At 61.2% G+C, this 21676-nt stretch carries 9 protein-coding genes and 2 pseudogenes; 6 read left to right on the top strand and 5 right to left on the bottom strand.

What is annotated here, in order from left to right; translation table 11 throughout:
• Positions 1-406: 406 nt before the first annotated feature.
• The gene (gene putA, locus Q1V60_RS05510; protein WP_300628186.1) at positions 407-4360 is read right to left on the bottom strand and encodes a trifunctional transcriptional regulator/proline dehydrogenase/L-glutamate gamma-semialdehyde dehydrogenase; all 3954 of its coding nucleotides are present in this window, start codon (positions 4358-4360) and stop codon (positions 407-409) included.
• A 458-nt stretch (positions 4361-4818) separates the two neighbouring features.
• On the opposite strand from putA, the gene putP reads away from it, so the two are divergent.
• The 5 genes and pseudogenes from putP to Q1V60_RS05485 all read left to right on the top strand — a co-directional run.
• Positions 4819-6303, top strand: coding sequence for a sodium/proline symporter PutP (gene putP, locus Q1V60_RS05505; protein WP_300628185.1), 1485 nt, complete (start codon positions 4819-4821; stop codon positions 6301-6303).
• Positions 6304-6536: 233 nt separating this feature from the next.
• Positions 6537-8555: a type VI secretion system tip protein TssI/VgrG gene (tssI, locus tag Q1V60_RS05500; protein ID WP_300628184.1), complete on the top strand. Its 2019-nt coding sequence runs from the start codon at positions 6537-6539 to the stop codon at positions 8553-8555.
• Positions 8555-9276: pseudogene (locus Q1V60_RS05495) on the top strand (DUF4123 domain-containing protein). The gene tssI and the pseudogene Q1V60_RS05495 overlap by 1 nt, the downstream one beginning before the upstream one ends.
• Before the next feature lie 78 nt (positions 9277-9354).
• Positions 9355-10191, top strand: a complete 837-nt coding sequence (rlmJ, locus tag Q1V60_RS05490; RefSeq protein ID WP_122737309.1) for a 23S rRNA (adenine(2030)-N(6))-methyltransferase RlmJ — start codon at positions 9355-9357, stop codon at positions 10189-10191.
• An 18-nt stretch (positions 10192-10209) separates the two neighbouring features.
• Positions 10210-10296, top strand: a pseudogene (locus Q1V60_RS05485) (outer membrane lipoprotein carrier protein LolA); the annotation flags it as partial.
• A gap of 10 nt (positions 10297-10306) precedes the next feature.
• Here Q1V60_RS05485 and msrA read toward each other — a convergent pair.
• The 4 genes from msrA to aceE form a co-directional block, all read right to left on the bottom strand.
• Entirely contained in the window at positions 10307-10954 is a 648-nt protein-coding gene (gene msrA, locus Q1V60_RS05480) for a peptide-methionine (S)-S-oxide reductase MsrA (protein ID WP_300628181.1), read from the bottom strand.
• A gap of 72 nt (positions 10955-11026) precedes the next feature.
• Entirely contained in the window at positions 11027-13720 is a 2694-nt protein-coding gene (locus tag Q1V60_RS05475) for a GGDEF and EAL domain-containing protein (RefSeq protein WP_300628180.1), read from the bottom strand.
• Positions 13721-14021: 301 nt separating this feature from the next.
• Entirely contained in the window at positions 14022-15671 is a 1650-nt protein-coding gene (gene aceF, locus Q1V60_RS05470) for a dihydrolipoyllysine-residue acetyltransferase (protein ID WP_300628179.1), read from the bottom strand.
• An 11-nt stretch (positions 15672-15682) separates the two neighbouring features.
• Positions 15683-18328 (bottom strand): pyruvate dehydrogenase (acetyl-transferring), homodimeric type, encoded by a 2646-nt coding sequence (gene aceE, locus Q1V60_RS05465; protein ID WP_300628178.1) that lies wholly within the window; start codon positions 18326-18328, stop codon positions 15683-15685.
• Between the two features lie 383 nt (positions 18329-18711).
• On the opposite strand from aceE, the gene glnE reads away from it, so the two are divergent.
• A complete protein-coding gene (gene glnE / locus Q1V60_RS05460; RefSeq protein ID WP_300628176.1) occupies positions 18712-21651 on the top strand; it encodes a bifunctional [glutamate--ammonia ligase]-adenylyl-L-tyrosine phosphorylase/[glutamate--ammonia-ligase] adenylyltransferase in 2940 nt (979 codons plus the stop codon).
• Positions 21652-21676: the final 25 nt, after the last annotated feature.

Below are 21676 nucleotides of genomic sequence, written 5' to 3'. Positions count from 1 at the left end.
GAGCTTGCTCCCGCTGGACTGCGCAGCAGTCCCATTTTCTGGGGTCGCTTCGCGGCCCAGCGGGAGCAAGCTCCCTCGCCACAGGCCGACGGTTGCCTGCTCTAGCGCTTAACTGACTGGCATTGGGGCTTGCCCCCGATTGCGGTGGATCAGCCAATTTATGTCTGGCTGACATACCGCTATCGGGGGCAAGCCCTAATGCCAGTCAGTTAAGACAGAACCGGTCCCTGTGGCGAGGGAGCTTGCTCCCGCTGGACTGCGTAGCCGTCCCATTTTTGGGGCCGCTTCGCGCCCCAACGGGAGCAAGCTCCCTCGCCACAGGTCGCAGGTTTTTCTGCTTTAGCGCTTAACTGACCGGCATTAGGGCAAGCCCCCCCACATTTTTTTACCGCGTTTGCTCAGGTCGTTAACCGATGGTCATCAGGCTGGCGTTACCGCCCGCCGCAGCGGTGTTAACGCTTAATGCCCGCTCGATCACCAGGCGCTCCAGCGCAATCGCCGTCTCGCCCTGGGACAGACCATGCACCCCGACAATCGCTCCGCCCCGCTGCGCCACTTGCTGGCATACTGCGCGCAGTTGGTCGGAGTCACCGTGATGCAGGACCGCGTCGAACACCACGTCGTCCTTGGTCCAGTCGGCCACACGCTTGATCTTGGCCTGGATGTCTTTGGGCAGGCGTGTGAACAAGGCCTTGGTCAGTTCGGTGTCCGGCCATACCGCCGAGCCGCCTACCGCCAATACCGCGGCCAGTTGGGTCAGCAGGTCACCTTCCACTTCCGCCAGGCACAGCACGTGTTCACGCGGCAGGATCGCATAGCTGTTGCGCTCACCGGTCGGGCCGGCCAGTTGGCGGGTGATACCGCTTTGCGACTGCGCGGCGAATTGTGTGCACAGGGCGCTCAGTTCGCTGAACTTCTGGCTGTCAGCCCAGGCTTTCAAGGCGGTCAGCGGTTGGCTCATGGCGTCGCGCAGGCGCAGGTCTGGTGCAGTCAATGCGTCGCCACGTACGAAGGATTGCTCGATCGCGTCGGTAGGACGAGTCGACAGCAGGCGGTACAGGTACAGCGGGCCACCGGCTTTCGGACCGGTACCCGACAAGCCTTCGCCGCCGAACGGTTGCACGCCGACCACGGCACCCACGATGTTACGGTTGACGTAGACGTTACCGGCATTGACGTTGTCGATCACCTTGGCGATGGTCTCGTCGATGCGGGTGTGCACGCCCAGGGTCAGGCCGTAGCCGGACGCATTGATCTGGCCGATGAGCTGGTCGATCTCTTTACGCTTGTAACGCACCACGTGCAGCACCGGGCCGAAGATTTCCCGTTGCAGTTCGTCGAAGCTTTCAAGCTCGATCAGAGTGGGCATTACGAAGGTGCCACGCTTGATCTCTTCGCCATCGGCAATGGCCACTTGGTAAACATTGCGGCCTTTGTCGCGCATGGCCTGGATGTGTTTCTCGATGCCGGCCTTGGCTTCGGCGTCGATCACCGGGCCGATGTCTACCGACAGGCGCTCCGGGTTACCCAGGCGACATTCCGCCATGGCGCCCTTGAGCATTTCGATGACGCGGTCTGCCGAATCTTCCTGCAGGCACAGTACGCGCAGTGCCGAGCAACGTTGGCCGGCGCTGTCGAAGGCCGAAGACACCACGTCGATCACCACTTGTTCGGTGAGCGCCGACGAGTCGACGATCATCGCGTTCTGGCCACCGGTTTCGGCGATCAACGGAATCGGGCGCCCCTGGGCATCCAGACGACCGGCGACATTGCGTTGCAGCAAGCGTGCAACTTCGGTGGAACCGGTGAACATCACGCCTTTGACGCGCTCATCACCGACCAGGCGGGCACCGACGCTTTCGCCCTGGCCCGGCAGCAATTGCAGCACGCCTTGTGGAATACCGGCTTCGAGCAGGATGCGTACGGCTTGGGCGGCGACCAGCGGGGTTTGCTCGGCAGGCTTGGCCAGGACCGGGTTACCGGCGGCCAATGCAGCCGCGACCTGGCCGCTGAAGATCGCCAGCGGGAAGTTCCACGGGCTGATGCACACCACCGGGCCCAATGGGCGGTGGGCGTCGTTGGTAAAGTCGTTGCGTGCCTGCACCGCGTAGTAGCGCAGGAAGTCCACGGCTTCGCGCACTTCAGCGATGGCGTTGGCGAAGGTCTTGCCGGCTTCACGGGCCAGCAGGCCCATCAGTGGCTGGATTTCGCCTTCCATCAGGTCGGCGGCGCGTTCCAGGATCGCAGCGCGTTCGGCGGGCGGGGTGGCCTGCCAGATCGGACCGGCGCTGATGGCGCACTGGATGGCATTGTCGACGTCTTCGACGGTGGCTTCCTGAACATAACCGACCACATCGCGCAGGTCGGACGGGTTCAGCACTGCTGCCGCCGGCTGTTCGCTGGAGGCGCAACCGAGCATCGGCGCGGCTTTCCAGTTGTTGTGAGCGGTGGCCAGCAGGGCGCATGAAAGCGATGCCAGGCGATGCTCGTTGGCCAGGTCGATACCGGCCGAGTTGGCGCGGTCACTCCCGTACAGGTCACGCGGCAGTGGAATACGCGGGTGCGGCAGGCCGAAGCCGCCTTCCACCGTCGCCATTTGCTCGATGCTCGCCACTGGATCGGCCACCAGCTCCTGAATGGAGATGGATTGGTCGGCGATGCGGTTGACGAACGAGGTGTTCGCGCCGTTTTCCAGCAGACGACGCACCAGGTAGGCCAGCAGTGTTTCGTGCGTGCCGACCGGTGCGTACACACGGCACGGACGGTTCAGCTTGCCTTCGGAAACCTTGCCTACAACCTGTTCGTACAGCGGTTCGCCCATGCCGTGCAGGCATTGGAACTCGTACTGGCCGGGGTAATAGTTCTGACCAGCAATGTGATAGATGGCCGACAGCGTGTGGGCGTTGTGCGTGGCGAACTGCGGGTAAATGACTTCCGGCACCGACAGCAGTTTGCGCGCGCAGGCAATGTAGGACACGTCGGTGTACACCTTGCGGGTGTACACCGGGTAGCCTTCCAGGCCTTCAACTTGGGCGCGCTTGATTTCGCTGTCCCAGTACGCGCCTTTAACCAGGCGGATCATCAGGCGGTGACGGCTGCGGCGTGCCAGGTCGATCACGTAGTCGATCACGTAAGGGCAACGCTTCTGGTAGGCCTGGATCACAAAGCCGATACCGTTCCAGCCGGTCAGTTGCGGCTCGAAGCACAGGCGCTCGAGCAGGTCCAGGGACAACTCGAGGCGGTCGGCTTCTTCGGCGTCGATGTTCAGACCGATGTCGTATTGCTTGGCCAGCAAGGTCAGCGACAACAGGCGCGGGTACAGCTCGTCCATTACGCGCTCGTACTGCGCGCGGCTGTAGCGCGGGTGCAGGGCGGAGAGCTTGATGGAAATGCCTGGGCCTTCATAGATCCCACGGCCGTGGGATGCTTTGCCGATAGAGTGAATGGCTTGTTCGTACGAAGCCAGGTACTTCTGGGCATCGTGTTCGGTGAGCGCGGCTTCCCCGAGCATGTCGTAGGAATAACGGAAGCCTTTGGCTTCGAATTTGCTCGCGTTGGCCAGGGCCTCGGCGATGGTTTCGCCGGTGACGAACTGCTCGCCCATCAGGCGCATGGCCATGTCGACGCCCTTGCGGATCATCGGCTCGCCGCTTTTGCCGATGATGCGGCTCAGGGACGACGTCAACCCCGCTTCGTTATGCGTGGCGACCAGTTTGCCGGTCAACAGCAGGCCCCAGGTGGCCGCGTTGACGAACAGCGATGGGCTGTTGCCCAGGTGCGGGTGCCAGTTGCCGGTGCTGATCTTGTCGCGGATCAGCGCATCGCGAGTGCCTTTGTCCGGGATGCGCAGCAACGCTTCGGCCAGGCACATCAGCGCCACGCCTTCCTGGGAAGACAGGGAAAATTCCTGCAGCAGGCCCTGAACGATACCGGCACGGCCGCCAGCGCTCTTCTGGTTGCGCAGTTTTTCGGCGATGGTGGCGGCCAGCTTGTTGGTGGCTTCGGCCATGGCTGCCGGCAGGCGAGCCTGCTCGATCAGCATCGGCACCACTTCCGGCTCGGGGCGACGGTAAGCGGCGGTGATCGAGGCGCGCAGTACCGATTGCGGCAGGATGCTCTCGGCGAACTCAAGGAAGCACTGATGGGCGTGGTCGTTCTGGACTTCGCCAGCGTCGTCGGCATCCTTGCTGCCCGAACCGTTGAGCTCGGAAAGGGTTGCACCACCCTCGAGTTTCTCCAGGTAATTGAAAATTGCCTGTTTGATCAGCCAGTGCGGCGTGCGATCAATGGAGGACGCGGCGGCCTTCAGGCGCTCGCGGGTTGGGTCGTCGAGTTTGACCCCAAGGGTGGTCGTAGCCATTTTCTTATCCTCATGGGTGCCACTACCGAGTGGCATCTGCTGACGGCAAGATTAGCTTTGCGCATGGCTAGGTGCAACCGGGTGCAACCTTTTTTGTTCATGAAAACTTTGACGGCTGTCGGAAATAATCCCGAGTCGACAGCAACCGCTTTGTGTTGGTGCATTTACTTCTGAAATCGGCTGTTCTTGCTCCGAAAAGGAGCAAGAATCGGTTGTTTTCGACAATAAACATCCAGGTGCAACTTATTCGCGAGAAACTGGTTGCACCTTATTTGCTTTGTTGAATAGCATTCGCGACCAAGGTGCAACCAGCTTATCGGCTCGGTTCATCGGCTGACGGCTTTCCTGGGGAAACGTCAGTCATAAATGCGCGGCATGCAGGTGCGTCTATCCTCAAGTTACAGGGTAGCTGTCTGACAGGCCGCCGCTAAATAAAAACAAGCCAGGGCGTCACTTATATGAGCGTTAGCAATCCCACCCTGATCACGTTTGTGATCTATATCGCAGCAATGGTGCTGATCGGCCTCATGGCCTATCGCTCTACCAATAACCTTTCCGATTACATCCTCGGCGGTCGCAGCCTGGGTAGCGTGGTCACGGCCTTGTCGGCCGGTGCTTCCGATATGAGCGGCTGGTTATTGATGGGCCTGCCGGGCGCGATCTACATGTCTGGCTTGTCGGAAAGCTGGATTGCCATCGGCCTGATCGTCGGTGCCTACCTCAACTGGCTGTTCGTGGCCGGTCGCCTGCGGGTGCAGACCGAACACAACGGCGACGCCCTGACCCTGCCGGATTACTTCTCCAGCCGCTTCGAAGATAAAAGCGGTCTGCTGCGGATCATCTCTGCTGTTGTGATCCTGGTGTTCTTCACCATTTACTGCGCCTCCGGCATCGTGGCCGGTGCCCGCCTGTTCGAAAGCACCTTCGGCATGTCCTACGAGACTGCGCTGTGGGCCGGTGCGGCGGCGACCATCGCCTACACCTTTATCGGCGGTTTCCTGGCGGTGAGCTGGACCGACACCGTACAAGCCACCCTGATGATCTTCGCGTTGATCCTCACGCCGATCATCGTGCTGCTGGCCACCGGCGGCGTGGACACCACGTTCCTGGCCATTGAAGCCAAGGACCCGACCAATTTCGACATGCTGAAAAACACCACCTTCATCGGCATTATCTCGCTGATGGGCTGGGGCCTGGGTTACTTCGGCCAGCCGCACATCCTCGCGCGGTTCATGGCGGCGGATTCGGTGAAGTCGATTGCCAAGGCGCGTCGCATCTCCATGACCTGGATGATCCTGTGCCTGGGCGGCACCGTGGCGGTGGGCTTCTTCGGCATCGCTTACTTCTCGGCGCATCCGGAAGTGGCAGGCCCGGTGACTGAAAACCCTGAGCGTGTGTTTATCGAACTGGCCAAGATCCTGTTCAACCCTTGGATTGCCGGTGTACTGCTGTCGGCCATTCTGGCGGCCGTCATGAGTACCCTGAGCTGCCAATTGCTGGTGTGTTCCAGCGCCCTGACCGAAGACTTCTACAAGGCGTTCCTGCGCAAGGGCGCGTCCCAGATTGAACTGGTGTGGGTTGGCCGGATCATGGTGCTGGTCGTGGCGTTGATTGCCATCGCCATGGCCGCCAATCCGGAAAACCGCGTACTGGGCCTGGTCAGCTACGCCTGGGCCGGTTTCGGTGCCGCCTTCGGTCCTGTTGTGCTGATCTCGGTGATCTGGAAAAACATGACCCGCAACGGCGCACTGGCCGGCATCCTGGTCGGCGCGATCACCGTGATCGTGTGGAAACACTTCGAGCTGCTGGGCCTGTACGAAATCATCCCAGGCTTTATCTTCGCCAGCCTGGCGATCTACTTCGTGAGCAAGATGGGTGCACCGACTGCCGGTATGGTCGAGCGCTTTGATGCAGCGGAAAAAGACTACAACCTCAACAAGTAACACCGCTGGGCGTTGACCGCCAGGTAGTTGAAAAGAAGGCCCACGTCCTACGGATGCGGGCCTTTTTTATGTCTGATTGAGTTTGCCGACGCGTGACGAAGAACGTCAGCCCGCCGATGTCCGAGGATTTCGGCGCTGCCAGTGTAGGACCTTACTTATTTTCCGGAGCAGCGCTCGACTGGGTAAGCGGCTGATGCAGAATCGCTCACCCACCCTTCGCAGAGAAACACCGGATGTTCGCTCCTGCCAATGAAAGTGCCTTTAATCTGACCCTGGATGGGGAGCCTTGCGATCTCAAGGTTCATGGATTTACGGGTGAAGAATTTATCAGCCTTCCCTTTCGCTTTGACCTTGAGCTGGTGAGCGAACAACCCGATCTGGACCTCGATAGCCTGCTGCACCGTCAAGCGTTCCTGGGGTTCGATGCTCAGGGCCACGGTGTTCATGGTCGAGTTTACCGAGTCGCGCAAGGCGATTCGGGCAGGCGTCTGACCCGTTACCAGATCACTCTGGTGCCGCAGTTGGCGTATCTGGAGCACAGCGCTCACCAGAGGATTTTTCAGAAAAAAACCGTGCCGCAGATCATTGCGCTGGTGTTGGAAGCGCAGGATGTGCAGGGTGACACCTTCGTGTTTCGCCTGAGCGGCCAATACCCCGAGCGCGAGTACTGTGTTCAGTTCGATGAAACCGATTTGCAGTTCATCCAGCGCTTGTGCGTTGAATCGGGCATTCACTATCACTTTCAGCACAGTCCACAGCGTCACCTGCTGGTGTTTGGCGATGACCAGAGTGTGTTCAGCCAGCCGGACCACGTCACTCCCTACTCGGCCGGTTCCGGGATGGTGGCCGAGGCGCCTGCCATCAGGCGCTTTATCCTGCGGCTGGAAACCCGTACCGCTGGCGTGAACCTGCGGGCCTACGACTTCAAAAAGCCCAGCTTGGTATTGGAAAGCACGGCAGCCAGCGGGCAACACCTGCCCCTCAACGAGCAGCGCTACCCTGGATATTTCACTGACCGAGCCCACGGCAAGTACCTGGCACAGCGCGTGTTGGAGCGCCATCGCAGCGACTTTCGCCAAGCCAGCGGTTCGAGCGACCAGCCGGCCCTGGTCACGGGGCAGTTTCTGAAAATGGCCGGCCACCCGCGTCAGCAGTGGAATGATCTGTGGCTGGTCACCCAGTTGCACCATACAGGGCAGCAGCCGCAGGTATTGGAGGAGTCTGCGCCTGACGCCCATGGGGATGACTTGCCCACGGGCTATAGCAATGAGTTCGTAGCCACGCCTTGGGAGGTGCCGTTTCGAACACCTCTGATCGTGCCCCGGCCACACATGTCGGGCTACCAGAACGCGGTGGTTACCGGCCCTGTCGACAGTGAAATCCATTGCGACGAATACGGTCGCGTCAAAGTGCAGATGGCCTGGGATCGCGACGGGGAGCGCAACGACCATTCCAGTTGTTGGTTGCGCGTGGCGAGCGGCTGGGCCCATGACCGTTATGGGTCGGTACTGATCCCGCGAGTCGGCATGGAAGTGCTGGTGGGCTTCGTTGATGGCGACGTGGATATGCCGGTGGTGATGGGTTGTCTGCCCAACGCGGCAAATCGTTTGCCTCTCGATCTGCCGGCCGACCAGACCCGCAGCATCTTTCGCAGCCAGAGCAGCCCCGGCGGCGGTGGCTACAACGAACTGCGCATCGAGGACCGCAAGGGCGCCGAGGAAATCTACCTGCGCGCTCAGCGGGACTGGACCGAGCATGTGTTGCATGACCAGCAGGTGCAGGTCGATAACCAGCGACGGGTAACGGTGGGAGGTGAGTCGCACCATGAGGTGCAGGGCGAAGAGCAGCGCATCACCCATGGCAATCGCCTGACTGAACTCAAACAGGATGACCATCTGGTGGTCGGCGGATCGCAGCACATGCGGGCCGGGCGCACCCTTCAGCTGGCGGCTGGGCAAAGCATCGTCATCGACGCGGGGGCCAGCATCACGATTCAAGCGGGAGGCCAGTCGATCACCCTGTCGGCGGGCGGGATTTTCAGCAGCGTGCCGATCCAGCCCGGCGGGGCACCAGCACCTGCGGCGGCGCCGTTGACGCCCGGTTTGAAGGAGAGGGAGGAGGCGGTTATCCCGCTTCCTCTGAGCACTGTGCAGGTAGCCAGCCTGAAACGCAGCGCGCCTTTTTGCGAAGAATGCGAGCGGTGCCGGGCCGGGCAGTGCGATATTACTGAACATACACGGAGTGTTTCCTGATGCAGACCGCCATGGCCCCCACCACCTGGCTGGCACAGTTCCCTCTGCTGGCCGATGAACGCATTTTTGCCGTACTGGGCAACGCCAGCGATACCAAGCCGCTCGCCGCCTGGCAAGCCATGACGGCGGGCCGCTGCGCAAGCGATCTGCGCAGGCACGGCCTATGCCCATTGGGATGAGGTGATGCCTTACGTGGGCATCGTCGAGCCGGGCAGCGCGTTCCTCGATTGGGTGGCCTCCACTCGAGCCACTGACTGGGGCTGGTTGGCGGTATCCTCCAGCACGCTGGAAACCGTGGTCGCTCACCTGCAAAGCTTGACCAAAGTACTGATGCCCAACGATCAGGCGGTGTTTCTACGCTTCTGGGATGGCGCTCAGTTTCAGCCGATGTGGCAGCAGTTGGGACGAGGCGGGGAAGGTATTGCCGGTGTTTGGGCGTTATCTGATCAATGGCCAGCCGCTGACGGTGGCGACTGGCGCGGTCACGTCGGCTCAATCGTGCCCTTGGTGGCGAGTGCCTGCGCCGTTGCTCAAGCACCTGGAAGACCAATCGCCGCGCGTACTGATCGACAACCTGCTGCAATGGCTGCAAGAGCAGCGCCCTGACCTGTACGCCGCATTCACGCCGACCACCTTGCAGCACAAGCTCGGCTGGTTCGTGCGCAAGCCAGGGGCCAGCCATGCAGCGCTGGTCGATTACCTCGTTTCGCAATTGAGTTAAGCAAGACGCCACCCGCCATGCGGCCCTGCACCTTTGCGTCGGTAGAAGGTAAACTTCGCCCCCTGCGCAGGAGCAACCATGAATTATCGTCACGCCTTTCACGCCGGCAACCACGCCGATGTCTTCAAACACCTGACCTTGACCCGCCTCATCGCCCTGATGTCGCGCAAGGAGCAGCCGTTCGCCTACCTTGATACCCACGCCGGCATTGGCCTGTACGACCTGCAGGGCGACCAGGCCAACCGCACCGGTGAATACCTGGAAGGCATCGCCCGCCTGTGGGGCGCAAACGACCTGCCGCCGCTCACCGCCGACTACATGCGCGTGCTGCACGAGATGAACCCGGATGGCCAGTTGCGTTACTACCCGGGTTCGCCTGAGCTGGCGCGCCGCCTGACGCGCCCCCAGGATCGTGTGCTGCTCAACGAAAAGCACCCGGAAGACGGCGTGCTGCTCAAGGACAATATGAAGGGTGATCGCCGGGTCAAGGTGCACCTTGGCGAAGGCTGGCATGTGCCGCGCGCCCTGTTGCCGGTGCCGGAAAAACGCGCCTTGATGCTGATCGACCCACCGTTTGAAAAACTCGATGAAATGCAGCGTTGCGCGGCATCCCTCAAGGAAGCCGTCAGCCGCATGCGCCAGACCGTCGCGGCGATTTGGTACCCGGTGAAAGACCCGCGCATGTTGCGCCGCTTTTACCAGGACCTGGCCGGCACTGGTGCGCCGAAACTGTTACGCGTGGAGCTGCTGGTGCACCCACTGGACACGCCCAACACCCTGACGGGCTCGGGCCTGGCCATTGCCAACCCGCCGTGGGGCTTGGAGGAGGAGTTGCGTGAATTGCTGCCGTGGCTGTCCAAGCAACTTGGCCAGACCCAGGGCGGATGGCAGATGGATTGGCTCATCGCCGAATAACCAACTGTAGGAGCGAGCTTGCTCGCGAAAATCGTTAACGATAACGCGGGAAACCTGACGCCCTGCGGCGCTCTCAGGTTTTTCGCGAGCAAGCTCGCTCCTACAGAGATCGACGTCAGATCGGGCAGGTCACGCCAGTGCCGCCGATCCCGCAGTAACCCTGCGGATTCTTCGCCAGGTACTGCTGGTGATACGCCTCGGCGAAGTACACCGTCGGCGCTTCGTCGATTTCGGTGGTGATCTCGCCCAGGCCGGCCTTGGTCAGCTCTTGCTGATAAGCCTCGGCACTGGCCTTGGCCGCCGCCAGTTGTTCCGGCGTGGTGGCATAGATCACCGAACGGTATTGGCTGCCGATATCGTTGCCCTGGCGCATGCCCTGGGTGGGGTTGTGCAGTTCCCAGAACATCTTCAGCAAGTCTTCGTATTTCACTTTGGCCTGGTCGTACACCACCAGCACCACTTCGCTGTGGCCGGTCAGGCCCGAGCAGACTTCTTCATAGGTCGGGTTGGGCGTGAAGCCGCCGGCATAGCCAACCACGGTGCTGACCACGCCGTCGCTCTCCCAGAACTTACGTTCAGCGCCCCAGAAACATCCCAGGCCGAAGATCGCAAAGCCGACGTCGTCGGTGAAAGGGCCCAGCAGCGGGTTGCCGTTGACGTAATGGGTTTGCGGCAAGGCCATCGGGGTTTCACGGCCAGGCAAAGCTTGTTCTTGAGTAGGCAGCACGTTTTTGTTCACCAGAATTTCCGAGCGCAAGACCATGATCAGTCCTCTCGTCAAGTTGAGTAACGGTAAATTGTCAGACCGCCAGTGTGCCCGAGTGTTACAGCGCTGTCAGGCGATAGGCCCGCGTGGGTAGCGTTTAAGCTTCTCCAGCAGCTCTGCGCCGGGGATTGGCCGGTCGAACAGGTAGCCCTGGCCCACGTCGCAACGATGCCGGCGCAGGAACGCCAGTTGCTCGGCGGTTTCGATGCCTTCGGCCACCACCTTGAGCTTGAGGTTGTGGGCCATGGCGATGACCGCCGAGGTGATTTCCATGTCGTCCTGGTTATCCGGGATTTCGTGGATAAAGCTGCGATCAATCTTAATGATGTCGATGGGGAATTTTTTCAAGTAGCTCAGCGACGAATAACCGGTGCCGAAGTCGTCCATCGCCAGGGTCAGGCCGAAGCTCTTGAGCTGGTCCAGTTGCAGGCGCGTGTCTTCGGTGGCTTCCAGCAGCAGGCCTTCGGTCAGCTCCAGCTCCAACAGATTGGCCGGCAGCTGCTCTTCCTTGAGGATCGTGGCAATCGAGGCCACCAGGTCCGGGTCGGAAAACTGCTTGGGCGACAGGTTGATCGCCACCTGCAAATTGCCCAGCCCCGCAGCCGTCAACTGGCGGCTCATGCGGCACGCCTGGCGGGCGATCCATTTGCCGATGGGGATGATCAAGCCGGTCTCTTCGGCCACGCTGATGAACTGGTCGGGGCGGATCATGCCCTTTTCCGGGTGGTTCCAGCGCAACAGCGCTTCCATGCCCAGCAGGCGGCCACTGCGCAGGCACAGCTTGGGCTGGTAGAACACGTCCAGCTCGTTCTGGGTCAGCGCGCGGCGCAGGTTGTTTTCCACGAACAGCTTGTAGCTCGCCTCGGCATTCAGGGCCTCGGTAAACACCTGCACCTGGTGTTTGCCGTTGGCCTTGGCTTTGTGCAGGGCCAGCCCGGCGTTGCGCATCAGGGTTTGCGGGTCGCGCCCGTGCAGCGGCGCGCAGGCCAGGCCCACGGAGCCGGTCACGCTGATCAATTGGTTGTCGACGAACATCGGCTTGTCGAGGGTGGCCAGCAATTGGCTGGCCACCTGCTGGCCGGTCTCCATGTCGGCATCGTCCAGCAGCACCGCAAACTCGTTACTGGCAAAGCGTGCCAGGCTGCCACCGCTGCTCAAACTGTTGCGCAGGCGACGGGCCAGGCTGATCAGCAGCTTGTCGCCGGTCTGGTGGCCGAGGCTGTCGTTGATTCGCTTGAAGTTGTCGATGTCCACCAGCAGCAGGCTGATCGGGCTGTCGCTGTCGCGGGCAAAGCGCTCGTCGAGGTTGCGGATGAATGCCGGGCGGTTGCCCAGGTTGGTCAGGTTGTCGGTGTAGGCCAGGCGTTCGATGCGCTGCTGCGCCAGCTTGGTCTGGGTGATGTCTTCGTAGATGCCGATGTAGTGGGTCAACTCGCGGTTGTCGCCATACACCTTGGAAATCGACAGTTGGCCCCAGTAGGGTTCCAGGTTCTTGCGTCGGCTTTTGAACTCACCCTGCCAACTGTTGCTCTTGGCCAGGGCCGACGGCGCGTCGAACAGCAGCTCGCTGAGGTTCTCCAGCGCCGGCAACTGGGCCAGGCGGTGGCCATGCACCTCTTCGGCGCTGTATTGGGTAATGGCGGTAAAGCTTGGGTTGACGTACTCCACCACGCCATCGCAATTGACCAGCAAAAAGGCATTGGCGCTTTGTTCCACTGCACGTTGGAACAGGTGCAGGGCGCTGGTGGCGGTGCGCCGGTTGTGATTGTTGATGACTTGGGCGAACTGGTCCGCCAACTCGCCGGCAAAGGCGATTTCATCGGACTGCCATGCACGCGAACAGCCGCTTTGCTCCAGGCACAGCACGCCGACGACTTGGCCATCCACCCGGATGCTCGCGTCGAGCATGGCGTGGATATCTTTGGCGATCAGGCTTTCGGCCATTTCCCGGGTACGCGGGTCGCGCATCGCATTGGTGGCATCGATCGCGCGGCTGCTTTGCAGGGCTTCGAGGTAATCGGGGAAGCAGCTGGCGTCGATCGCTTCGGGCAAATGGTGTTGCTGGTCGGCGCGGTGATAGGCCGAAATCGGCACCAGGCGCTGGCCTTCCAGGTTCCAGATGCTGGCGCAATCGATCTGATAGATGTCGCAGGCGCTGCGAGTGATCAATTCGGCCGCTTCCTGCAGCGAATTGGGCGCGGTGTAGCGCTGGCGGGCCAGCAGCAGGATCAACTCCTGCTGGGCGCGTACCCGCTCCAGGTGCTGCAACTGTTCCTGTTGCGCACGCTGGTTGAGTTCCAGGGCGATTTGCAGGCGACTGTTCTGGTTTTCCAGGTCGGCGGTCGGCAGCGTGGCGGGAATTTCGCTGAACAGGCCCTCGACCACCATCAGGTAGCCGCGCAACAGGTGACGGTTGTGTTGCTTGTAGGCCTCGCCCATTTCCAGCAGGCTCAGCGGGCCATCGCTGGTGTGCAGGGTATAGCGCACCAGGTAGTGGGGGCTGTGGGTCAGTTGCTGCTGGATTGCGTCGTGCAGTTGATAGCGCGCCTGGGGTTCCATCAGGCTGGCGTACGGCGTGCCGATCAAGGCGCAGAGTTCGACCGCCGGCAGGCCGAATTGGCGCTCGCAGTTAGGGTCGAGGTAGAGCAGCGCCCAGCTTGCCTCATTAAGCCGCTCGAAACGCAGCATACCGAGGCGCGAAGGCACCGGTAATTGCGTCACTACCTCGGTCGCCATTCGCGCGACATCGGGTTGGCTTTTCATGGGGAAAACTCGCTTGAGAAAAAGCGCACGGCGCCGGGCTCACGCCCTCTTTACTGTTGCTTGCGGCAAGGTTGCATCATGCGGCACGCACTGACAAGAGAGGATGAAGGCTAAGTGCTATAAGGGTGTTATCGGCCACGCGGGGGATTTCTGCAATCGGGGTGACAGAAGGTGTACAAGCCTGTCCTGTACGTACAATAAACCCAAAAAAAGCCCCGCCAAGTGGCGGGGTTGAGGTACGAGCGTGGCGCTCGGAAATCGATGCGGCAAGGGCCTCCCGATAAAGGGAGGCCGCTGCGGCTTACAGCAGGATGGTGCGGATGTCGTTCAGCAACTGGCTCAGACGCTGGGTGAAGCGTGCCGCCGCCGCGCCGTTGATCACGCGGTGATCGTAGGACAGCGACAGTGGCAGCATCAGCTTGGGCTGGAACGCTTTACCGTCCCAGACCGGCTGGATGGTTGCCTTGGACACACCCAGGATCGCCACTTCCGGCGCGTTGACGATTGGCGTGAAGCCTGTACCGCCAATGTGCCCGAGGCTGGAGATGGTGAAGCATGCGCCCTGCATGTCGTCCGGGGTGAGCTTCTTGTCGCGGGCCTTGGCAGCCAGTGCAGCGGCCTCGGCAGCCAGTTGCAGCAGGCTCTTCTGGTCGACGTTCTTGATGACCGGTACCAGCAGGCCGTCAGGCGTGTCGACCGCAAAGCCGATGTGCACGTACTTCTTGCGAATGATCGCTTTGCCGCTTGGCGCCAGCGAGCTGTTGAAGTCCGGCAGTTCCTTGAGCAGGTGCGCACAGGCCTTGAGCAGCAGGGGCAGCACGGTCAGTTTCACACCGGCTTTCTCGGCCACGGCTTTCTGCGCGACGCGGAACGCTTCCAGGTCAGTGATATCGGCCTGGTCAAATTGCGTCACGTGCGGGATGTTCAGCCAGCTCGCGTGCAGACCTGCCGCGCCGATTTGCATCAGGCGGGTCATCGGCACTTCTTCGATTTCGCCGAAACGGCTGAAATCCACGGTACGAATCGGCGGAATGCCCGAGCCGCCGGTTGCAGTGCCGGCAGCCGGCGCTTCCTTGGCTTTCTGCATCATGGCTTTGACGTAAGCCTGCACGTCTTCCTTCAGCACACGGCCGTGAGGACCGCTGGCCGAGACGGCATTCAACTCGACGCCGAATTCACGGGCCAGTTGGCGTACAGCCGGGCCGGCGTGAACCTTGGCACCGCTTGGCGCGGAGGCGGCAGCCGCCGGGGCCGGCGCGGCCTCGGCTTTTGCAGCAGGGGCAGGGGCGGCAGCGGCCGGAGCAGCTTCAGCTTTGGCCGCTGGAGCAGCAGCCGGTGCTGGAGCGGCGGCGGGCGCGGCGCCTTGAACCTTGAGCTTGAGGATGAAGTCACCGGTGCCGACTTCGTCTTCCAGCTTGACCGCGATGCTTTCCACCACGCCGGCAGCCGGCGATGGGATCTCCATGGAGGCCTTGTCGGACTCCAGGGTGATCAGCGACTGGTCGGCTTCGACGGTGTCGCCGACCTTGACCAGCAGCTCGATGATCTTGGCCTTGCCCGACGAGCCGATGTCCGGGACGTGGATGTCCTGAACGGTGGCGGCGGCCGGTGCAGCAGCCGGGGCCGCTGGGGCCTCGGCGGCAGCGGCAGGCTTTTCAGCAGCAGGCGCAGGCGCAGCGGCGGCCGGAGCAGCCGCCGCAGGGGCTGCATCGGCAGCGCCTTCAATTTCCAGCTCCAGCAGTTCGTCGCCTTCTTTCAGGCGATCGCCCAGCTTCACTTTCAGGCTTTTGACCACGCCGGCCTTGGGAGCAGGGATTTCCATGCTCGCCTTGTCCGATTCCAGGGTCAGGATGCTCTGGTCGGCTTCGACGGTGTCGCCGACCTTCACAAACAGCTCGATTACTTCACCTTCACCGCTGCCGATGTCAGGTACGCGAATGAGTTCGCTCACAAAATGTCTCCTCAGCAGTCCAGTGGGTTGCGTTTTTCCGGGTTGATCCCGAACTTGACGATAGCGTCAGCCACCACCTTGGGTTCGATCTCACCACGGTCAGCCAAGGCTTCCAGGGCTGCCAACACCACGAAGTGACGGTCGACTTCGAAGAAGTGACGCAGCTTCTTGCGGCTGTCACTGCGGCCGAAACCGTCGGTGCCCAGGACTTTGAATTCCTTGGACGGGACCCACTGGCGAATTTGTTCAGCAAACAGTTTCATGTAGTCGGTAGAGGCGATGACTGGACCTTTACGGCCAGCCAGGCACTCTTCGACATAGCTCAGTTGTGGCTTCTGGCCAGGGTGCAGACGGTTGCTGCGCTCCACGGCCAAGCCGTCGCGGCGCAGTTCGTTGAAGCTGGTGACGCTCCATACGTCGGCGCCGACGTTGAACTCGTCACGCAGGATCTTCGCCGCTTCACGCACTTCGCGCAGGATGGTGCCGGAGCCCATCAGCTGTACGTGGTGCGCCGCTTCCTTGGTGTCTTCTTCGAGCAGGTACATGCCCTTGATGATGCCTTCCTCCACGCCGGCCGGCATGGCTGGCTGCTGGTAGGACTCGTTCATCACGGTGATGTAGTAGAAAACATCCTGCTGCTCTTCGGTCATCTTCTTCATGCCGTCCTGGATGATCACCGCCAGCTCATAGCCGTAGGTTGGATCGAAGGTGCGGCAGTTCGGGATGGTGGCGGCCAGGATGTGGCTGTGCCCGTCTTCGTGTTGCAGGCCTTCGCCGTTCAGCGTGGTGCGCCCGGCGGTACCGCCGATCAGGAAACCACGGGTACGGCTGTCGCCTGCTGCCCAAGCCAGGTCGCCAATGCGCTGGAAGCCGAACATTGAGTAGAAGATGTAGAACGGCAGCATCGGCTGGTTGTGGCTGGAGTACGACGTACCGGCAGCGATGAAGGAGCTCATGGCGCCCGCTTCGTTGATGCCTTCTTCGAGGATCTGGCCCTTCTTGTCTTCCTTGTAGAACATCACCTGATCTTTATCGACTGGATCGTAGAGCTGGCCGACGGAGGAGTAGATGCCCAACTGACGGAACATGCCTTCCATACCGAAGGTACGGGCTTCGTCCGGGATGATCGGCACGATGCGCGAACCGATTTCCTTGTCCTTGACCAGTTGCGCGAGGATCCGCACGAAGGCCATGGTGGTGGAGATTTCACGGTCGCCCGAGCCGTCCAGGATAGCCTTGAGGGTATCGAGTGGCGGCGTCGGGATGCTCAAACTCTTGGCGCGGCGTTGCGGCACGAAACCGCCCAGTGCGGTACGACGCTCGCTGAGGTAGCGGGCTTCGGCGCTGTTCGGCTCAGGCTTGAAGAACGGCAGGTTCTCCAGCTCTTCGTCCTTGACCGGAATGTCGAAGCGGTCGCGGAACAACTTCAGGCTGTCGACATCGACTTTCTTGGTGTTGTGCGCGGTGTTCTTCGCTTCGCCGGCACCGGTGCCATAACCCTTGATGGTCTTGGCCAGGATGACGGTCGGCTGTTCTTTGTGGTTGACCGCTTCGTGGTACGCCGCGTAGACCTTGTACGGGTCGTGGCCGCCACGGTTGAGTTTCCAGATCTCGTCGTCGGACAGGTCTGCAACCATCGCCTTGAGTTCAGGCGTGTTGAAGAAATGTTCACGCACGAACGCGCCGTCTTTGGCTTTGTAGTTCTGGTACTCGCCGTCGATGACTTCGTCCATGCGACGTTGCAGGATACCGTCGACGTCCTTGGCCAGCAGTGGATCCCAGAAACGGCCCCAGATGACTTTGGTCACATTCCAGTGAGCGCCGCGGAACACGCCTTCGAGTTCCTGGATGATCTTGCCATTGCCGCGAACCGGGCCGTCGAGGCGCTGCAGGTTGCAGTTGATGACGAAGATCAGGTTGTCCAGCTTCTCGCGGCCGGCCAGGGAGATGGCGCCCAGGGATTCCGGCTCGTCGCACTCGCCGTCGCCCAGGAAGCACCAGACTTTCTGCTCGCCTTCAGGGATGAAGCCACGGGCTTCCAGGTATTTCATGAAACGTGCCTGGTAGATCGCCTGGATCGGGCCCAGACCCATGGAAACGGTCGGGAACTGCCAGAAATCAGGCATCAGCCAAGGGTGCGGGTAGGACGACAGGCCCTGACCGTCGACTTCCTGGCGGAAGTTGTTCATTTGTTCTTCGCTGATGCGACCTTCCATGAACGCACGGGCGTAAACGCCTGGCGAGGTGTGACCCTGGAAGTAGATCAGGTCGCCGCCGTGTTCGTCGGTCGGGGCCTGGAAGAAGTAGTTGAAGCCGATGTCATACAGGGTTGCGCTGGAGGCGAAGCTGGAGATGTGACCGCCCAGGTCCGAATCTTTCAAGTTCGTGCGCATTACCATCGCCATGGCGTTCCAGCGTACCAGCGAGCGAATGCGGCGTTCCATGAACAGGTCGCCAGGCATGCGTGCTTCGTGGGTAACGGGGATGGTGTTGCGGTATGGCGTGGTGATGGCGTAAGGCAACTGCGAGCCGCTGCGGGTCGCGAGTTCGCCCATACGGGTCATCAGATAGTGAGCACGGTCTTCGCCTTCTTTGTCGAGAACCGATTCCAGGGCGTCCAGCCATTCCTGGGTTTCGACGGGATCGAGGTCTTGCATGGCTTGCTCCAGGGCGGAAAGGCTACCAGAATCGGTTGCCTGAAGTTTGCGACTGGCCTTGTGGGCAGACGACATAAATTCTTGGATGGCCGAAGGTTGCTTCGGCGTCCTGTAGTTTTACTACAAATCGTCGGCCATTTCAGCCTTTCGAATGTATATACGAGTAGTAAAACTACACAAGACTGAGTGTATGACTCGGTCTGGCTGGTGAGCATAATCGTTATTGTTGGTCTATTGCGAACAAGAAAAGGTGAAAGTTTGATGTTGCCTGCCAAGATTAATTTAATTTCAGCTATTTCTAACTTTTGTTCGACAGTCCTTCATCGAGCAGGGCTCCTGCGTTCACATCTACACGCCATTTACCCGCCGATCAAGGATAGACCATGAGCCTTCCATTGCTGGCCGAACTCCCGGCCATTCTGTTGCCTTACGCCAGCCGGGCCGAGCAGTCATTTCGTGACGCCGTGGCCGCGCTGGATGACGATCATGGCCTTTCCGGCTGGACGCCGCAACGGTGGGCCGACTTCGCGCGGGTGTGCGCGGCCAGTGATTTCGTGATTGAACAGAGTGTTCGTGACCCTTTGATGTTGCTCAAGTTGGTGGTCTGGGGCGAGCTGGACCGAGGTTTTGCGCCGGGTGAGCTGTGCGGGCAGATCGCCGGTGCCGTGCAACAGGCTGAAACGGAAGACGAACTGGGCCGTGTGCTGCGCCGCCAGCGTACGCGCCAGCAGGTGCGCATCATCTGGCGCGACCTGACCCGTCAGGCTGATTTAGTGCAAACCTGCCGCGACCTTTCCGACATGGCCGATGCCTGCATCGACCAGGCCTACCAGTGGCTTTACCAGCGGCACTGTGCGCAGTTCGGCACGCCAACCGGGCGGCGCAGCGGTGAGGCGCAGCACATGGTCATCCTCGGCATGGGCAAGCTTGGGGCGGTGGAGCTGAACCTGTCGTCGGATATCGACCTGATCTTTGCCTATCCCGAAGGCGGCGAGACCGTTGGGGTCAAGCGCTCCCTGGATAACCAGGAGTTCTTCATTCGTCTTGGTCAAAAATTGATCAAGGCTCTCGACCCGATGACGGTCGACGGTTTTGTGTTCCGTGTCGACATGCGCCTGCGCCCCTATGGTTCGGCCGGGGCACTGGTGCTCAGTTTCAACGCGCTGGAACAGTACTACCAGGACCAGGGCCGCGACTGGGAACGTTACGCCATGATCAAGGCCCGCGTCGTGGCCGGTGACCAGATGGCGGGTGCGCAACTGCTCGACATGCTGCGCCCGTTCGTCTACCGCCGTTACCTGGATTTCTCGGCCATCGAAGCGCTGCGCACCATGAAGCAGTTGATCCAGCAGGAAGTGCGGCGCAAGGGCATGGCCGACAATATCAAGCTGGGTTCGGGTGGTATTCGCGAGGTGGAATTTATCGCCCAGGCGTTTCAGCTGATCCACGGTGGCCGCGATCTCAGCCTGCAGCAACGCCCGCTGTTGAATGTGCTGGGCACCCTGGAGGGCCAGGGTTATCTGCCCGGCGCAGTGGTCAGCGAGTTGCGCAACGGCTACGAGTTTTTGCGCTACACCGAACATGCGATCCAGGCGATCGCCGATCGTCAGACCCAAATGCTCCCCGACAGCCCGGAAGACCAGGCGCGTATTGCCTTCATGCTGGGCTTTGCCGACTGGGCCGCGTTCCACGAACGCCTGATGCATTGGCGTGGACGGGTGGACTGGCATTTCCGCCAAGTGATTGCCGACCCTGATGAAGAAGAGGGCGAAGAGAGTGAACTGGTCGTCGGCGGGGAATGGTTGCCGTTGTGGGAAGAGTCCCAGGATGAAGACGCCGCCTGCCTCCAATTGAGCGAAGGCGGCTTCACCGATGCGCCCAAGGCCCTCAAAACCCTGGCCGGCCTGCGCGGTAGCCCGCAACTGCGCGCCATGCAGCGCCTCGGGCGCGAGCGGCTGGACGCCTTTATCCCGCGCTTGCTGGCCCAGGCTGTCGAACACGCCAACCCGGACCTGGTATTGGAGCGCGTATTGCCGCTGGTGGAAGCTGTGGCCCGGCGTTCCGCTTACCTGGTGCTGCTCACCGAAAACCCCGATGCCTTGCGCCGTCTGCTGACGCTGTGCGCGGCGAGCCCGTGGATCGCCGAGCAGATCACGCGCTTTCCGCTGTTGCTGGATGAGCTGCTTAACGAAGGGCGCCTGTTCAAGCCACCGTTGGCGCCGGAGCTGGCCGCCGAGCTGCGCGAGCGCCTTACGCGTATCCCCGAGGACGACCTTGAGCAGCAAATGGAAGCCTTGCGCCATTTCAAACTGGCGCACCGTCTGCGCGTGGCCGCGTCGGAAATCGCCGGCAGCCTGCCATTGATGAAAGTCAGCGACTACCTCACCTGGCTGGCCGAAGCCATTCTCGAACAAGTGCTGGCCCTGGCCTGGCGCCAGACCGTTGCCCGTTACGGCTCGCCGCAGCGGCTGGACGGCAGCCTGTGCGATCCTGGGTTCATCATTGTCGGTTATGGGAAAGTCGGCGGCATCGAACTGGGGCATGGTTCGGACCTGGACCTGGTGTTTATCCACGACGGCGACCCGCAGGCCGAGACCGACGGCGCCAAGCCGATCGACGGTGCGCAGTTTTTCACGCGCCTGGGCCAGCGCATCATTCATCTGCTGACCACCCAGACCAACTCCGGCCAGTTGTATGAAGTGGACATGCGCCTGCGTCCTTCGGGGGCGTCCGGTTTGCTGGTGAGTTCACTCGGCGCGTTCGACCGTTATCAGCAAAATGAAGCCTGGACCTGGGAGCATCAGGCGCTGATTCGTGCCCGCGTGTTGGTGGGCAGCCAGGATGTCGGCCATGCGTTCGAGCAGGTGCGCGCCAAAGTATTGGGGCGTGAACGGGATCTGGCGAAGCTGCGCCTGGAGGTGAGCGAGATGCGCGCCAAGATGCGTGACAACCTGGGAACCAGGAGCACAACAGCCGGCAGGGGCGCCAATGCCTTCGAAGCCACGGCGCTGTTCGACCTCAAGCAGGACGCCGGAGGTATCGTCGATATTGAATTTATGGTGCAATACGCCGCTTTGGCGTGGTCTGCGCAACATCCATCGTTACTGCGCTACACCGACAATATCCGTATTTTGGAGGGTTTGGAGCAGGTCGGGCTGATGCCCGCCGCCGACGCCCATTTGTTGCGTGAGGTGTATAAGGCTTACCGCTCCGCCGCGCACCGCCAAGCCTTGCAGAACGAGGCGGGCACGGTGAGCGGTGATCAATTTGCGGACGAGCGGCGCCAGGTGATGCGAATCTGGCAAGCGCTGGGTTTAAGCTGATACTCGATTAACTGTGGGAGCGGGC

The organism is Pseudomonas sp., from assembly GCF_030147005.1.
Taxonomy (GTDB): Bacteria; Pseudomonadota; Gammaproteobacteria; order Pseudomonadales; family Pseudomonadaceae; genus Aquipseudomonas.
This window is presented reverse-complemented; position numbering and strand designations above follow the sequence as displayed.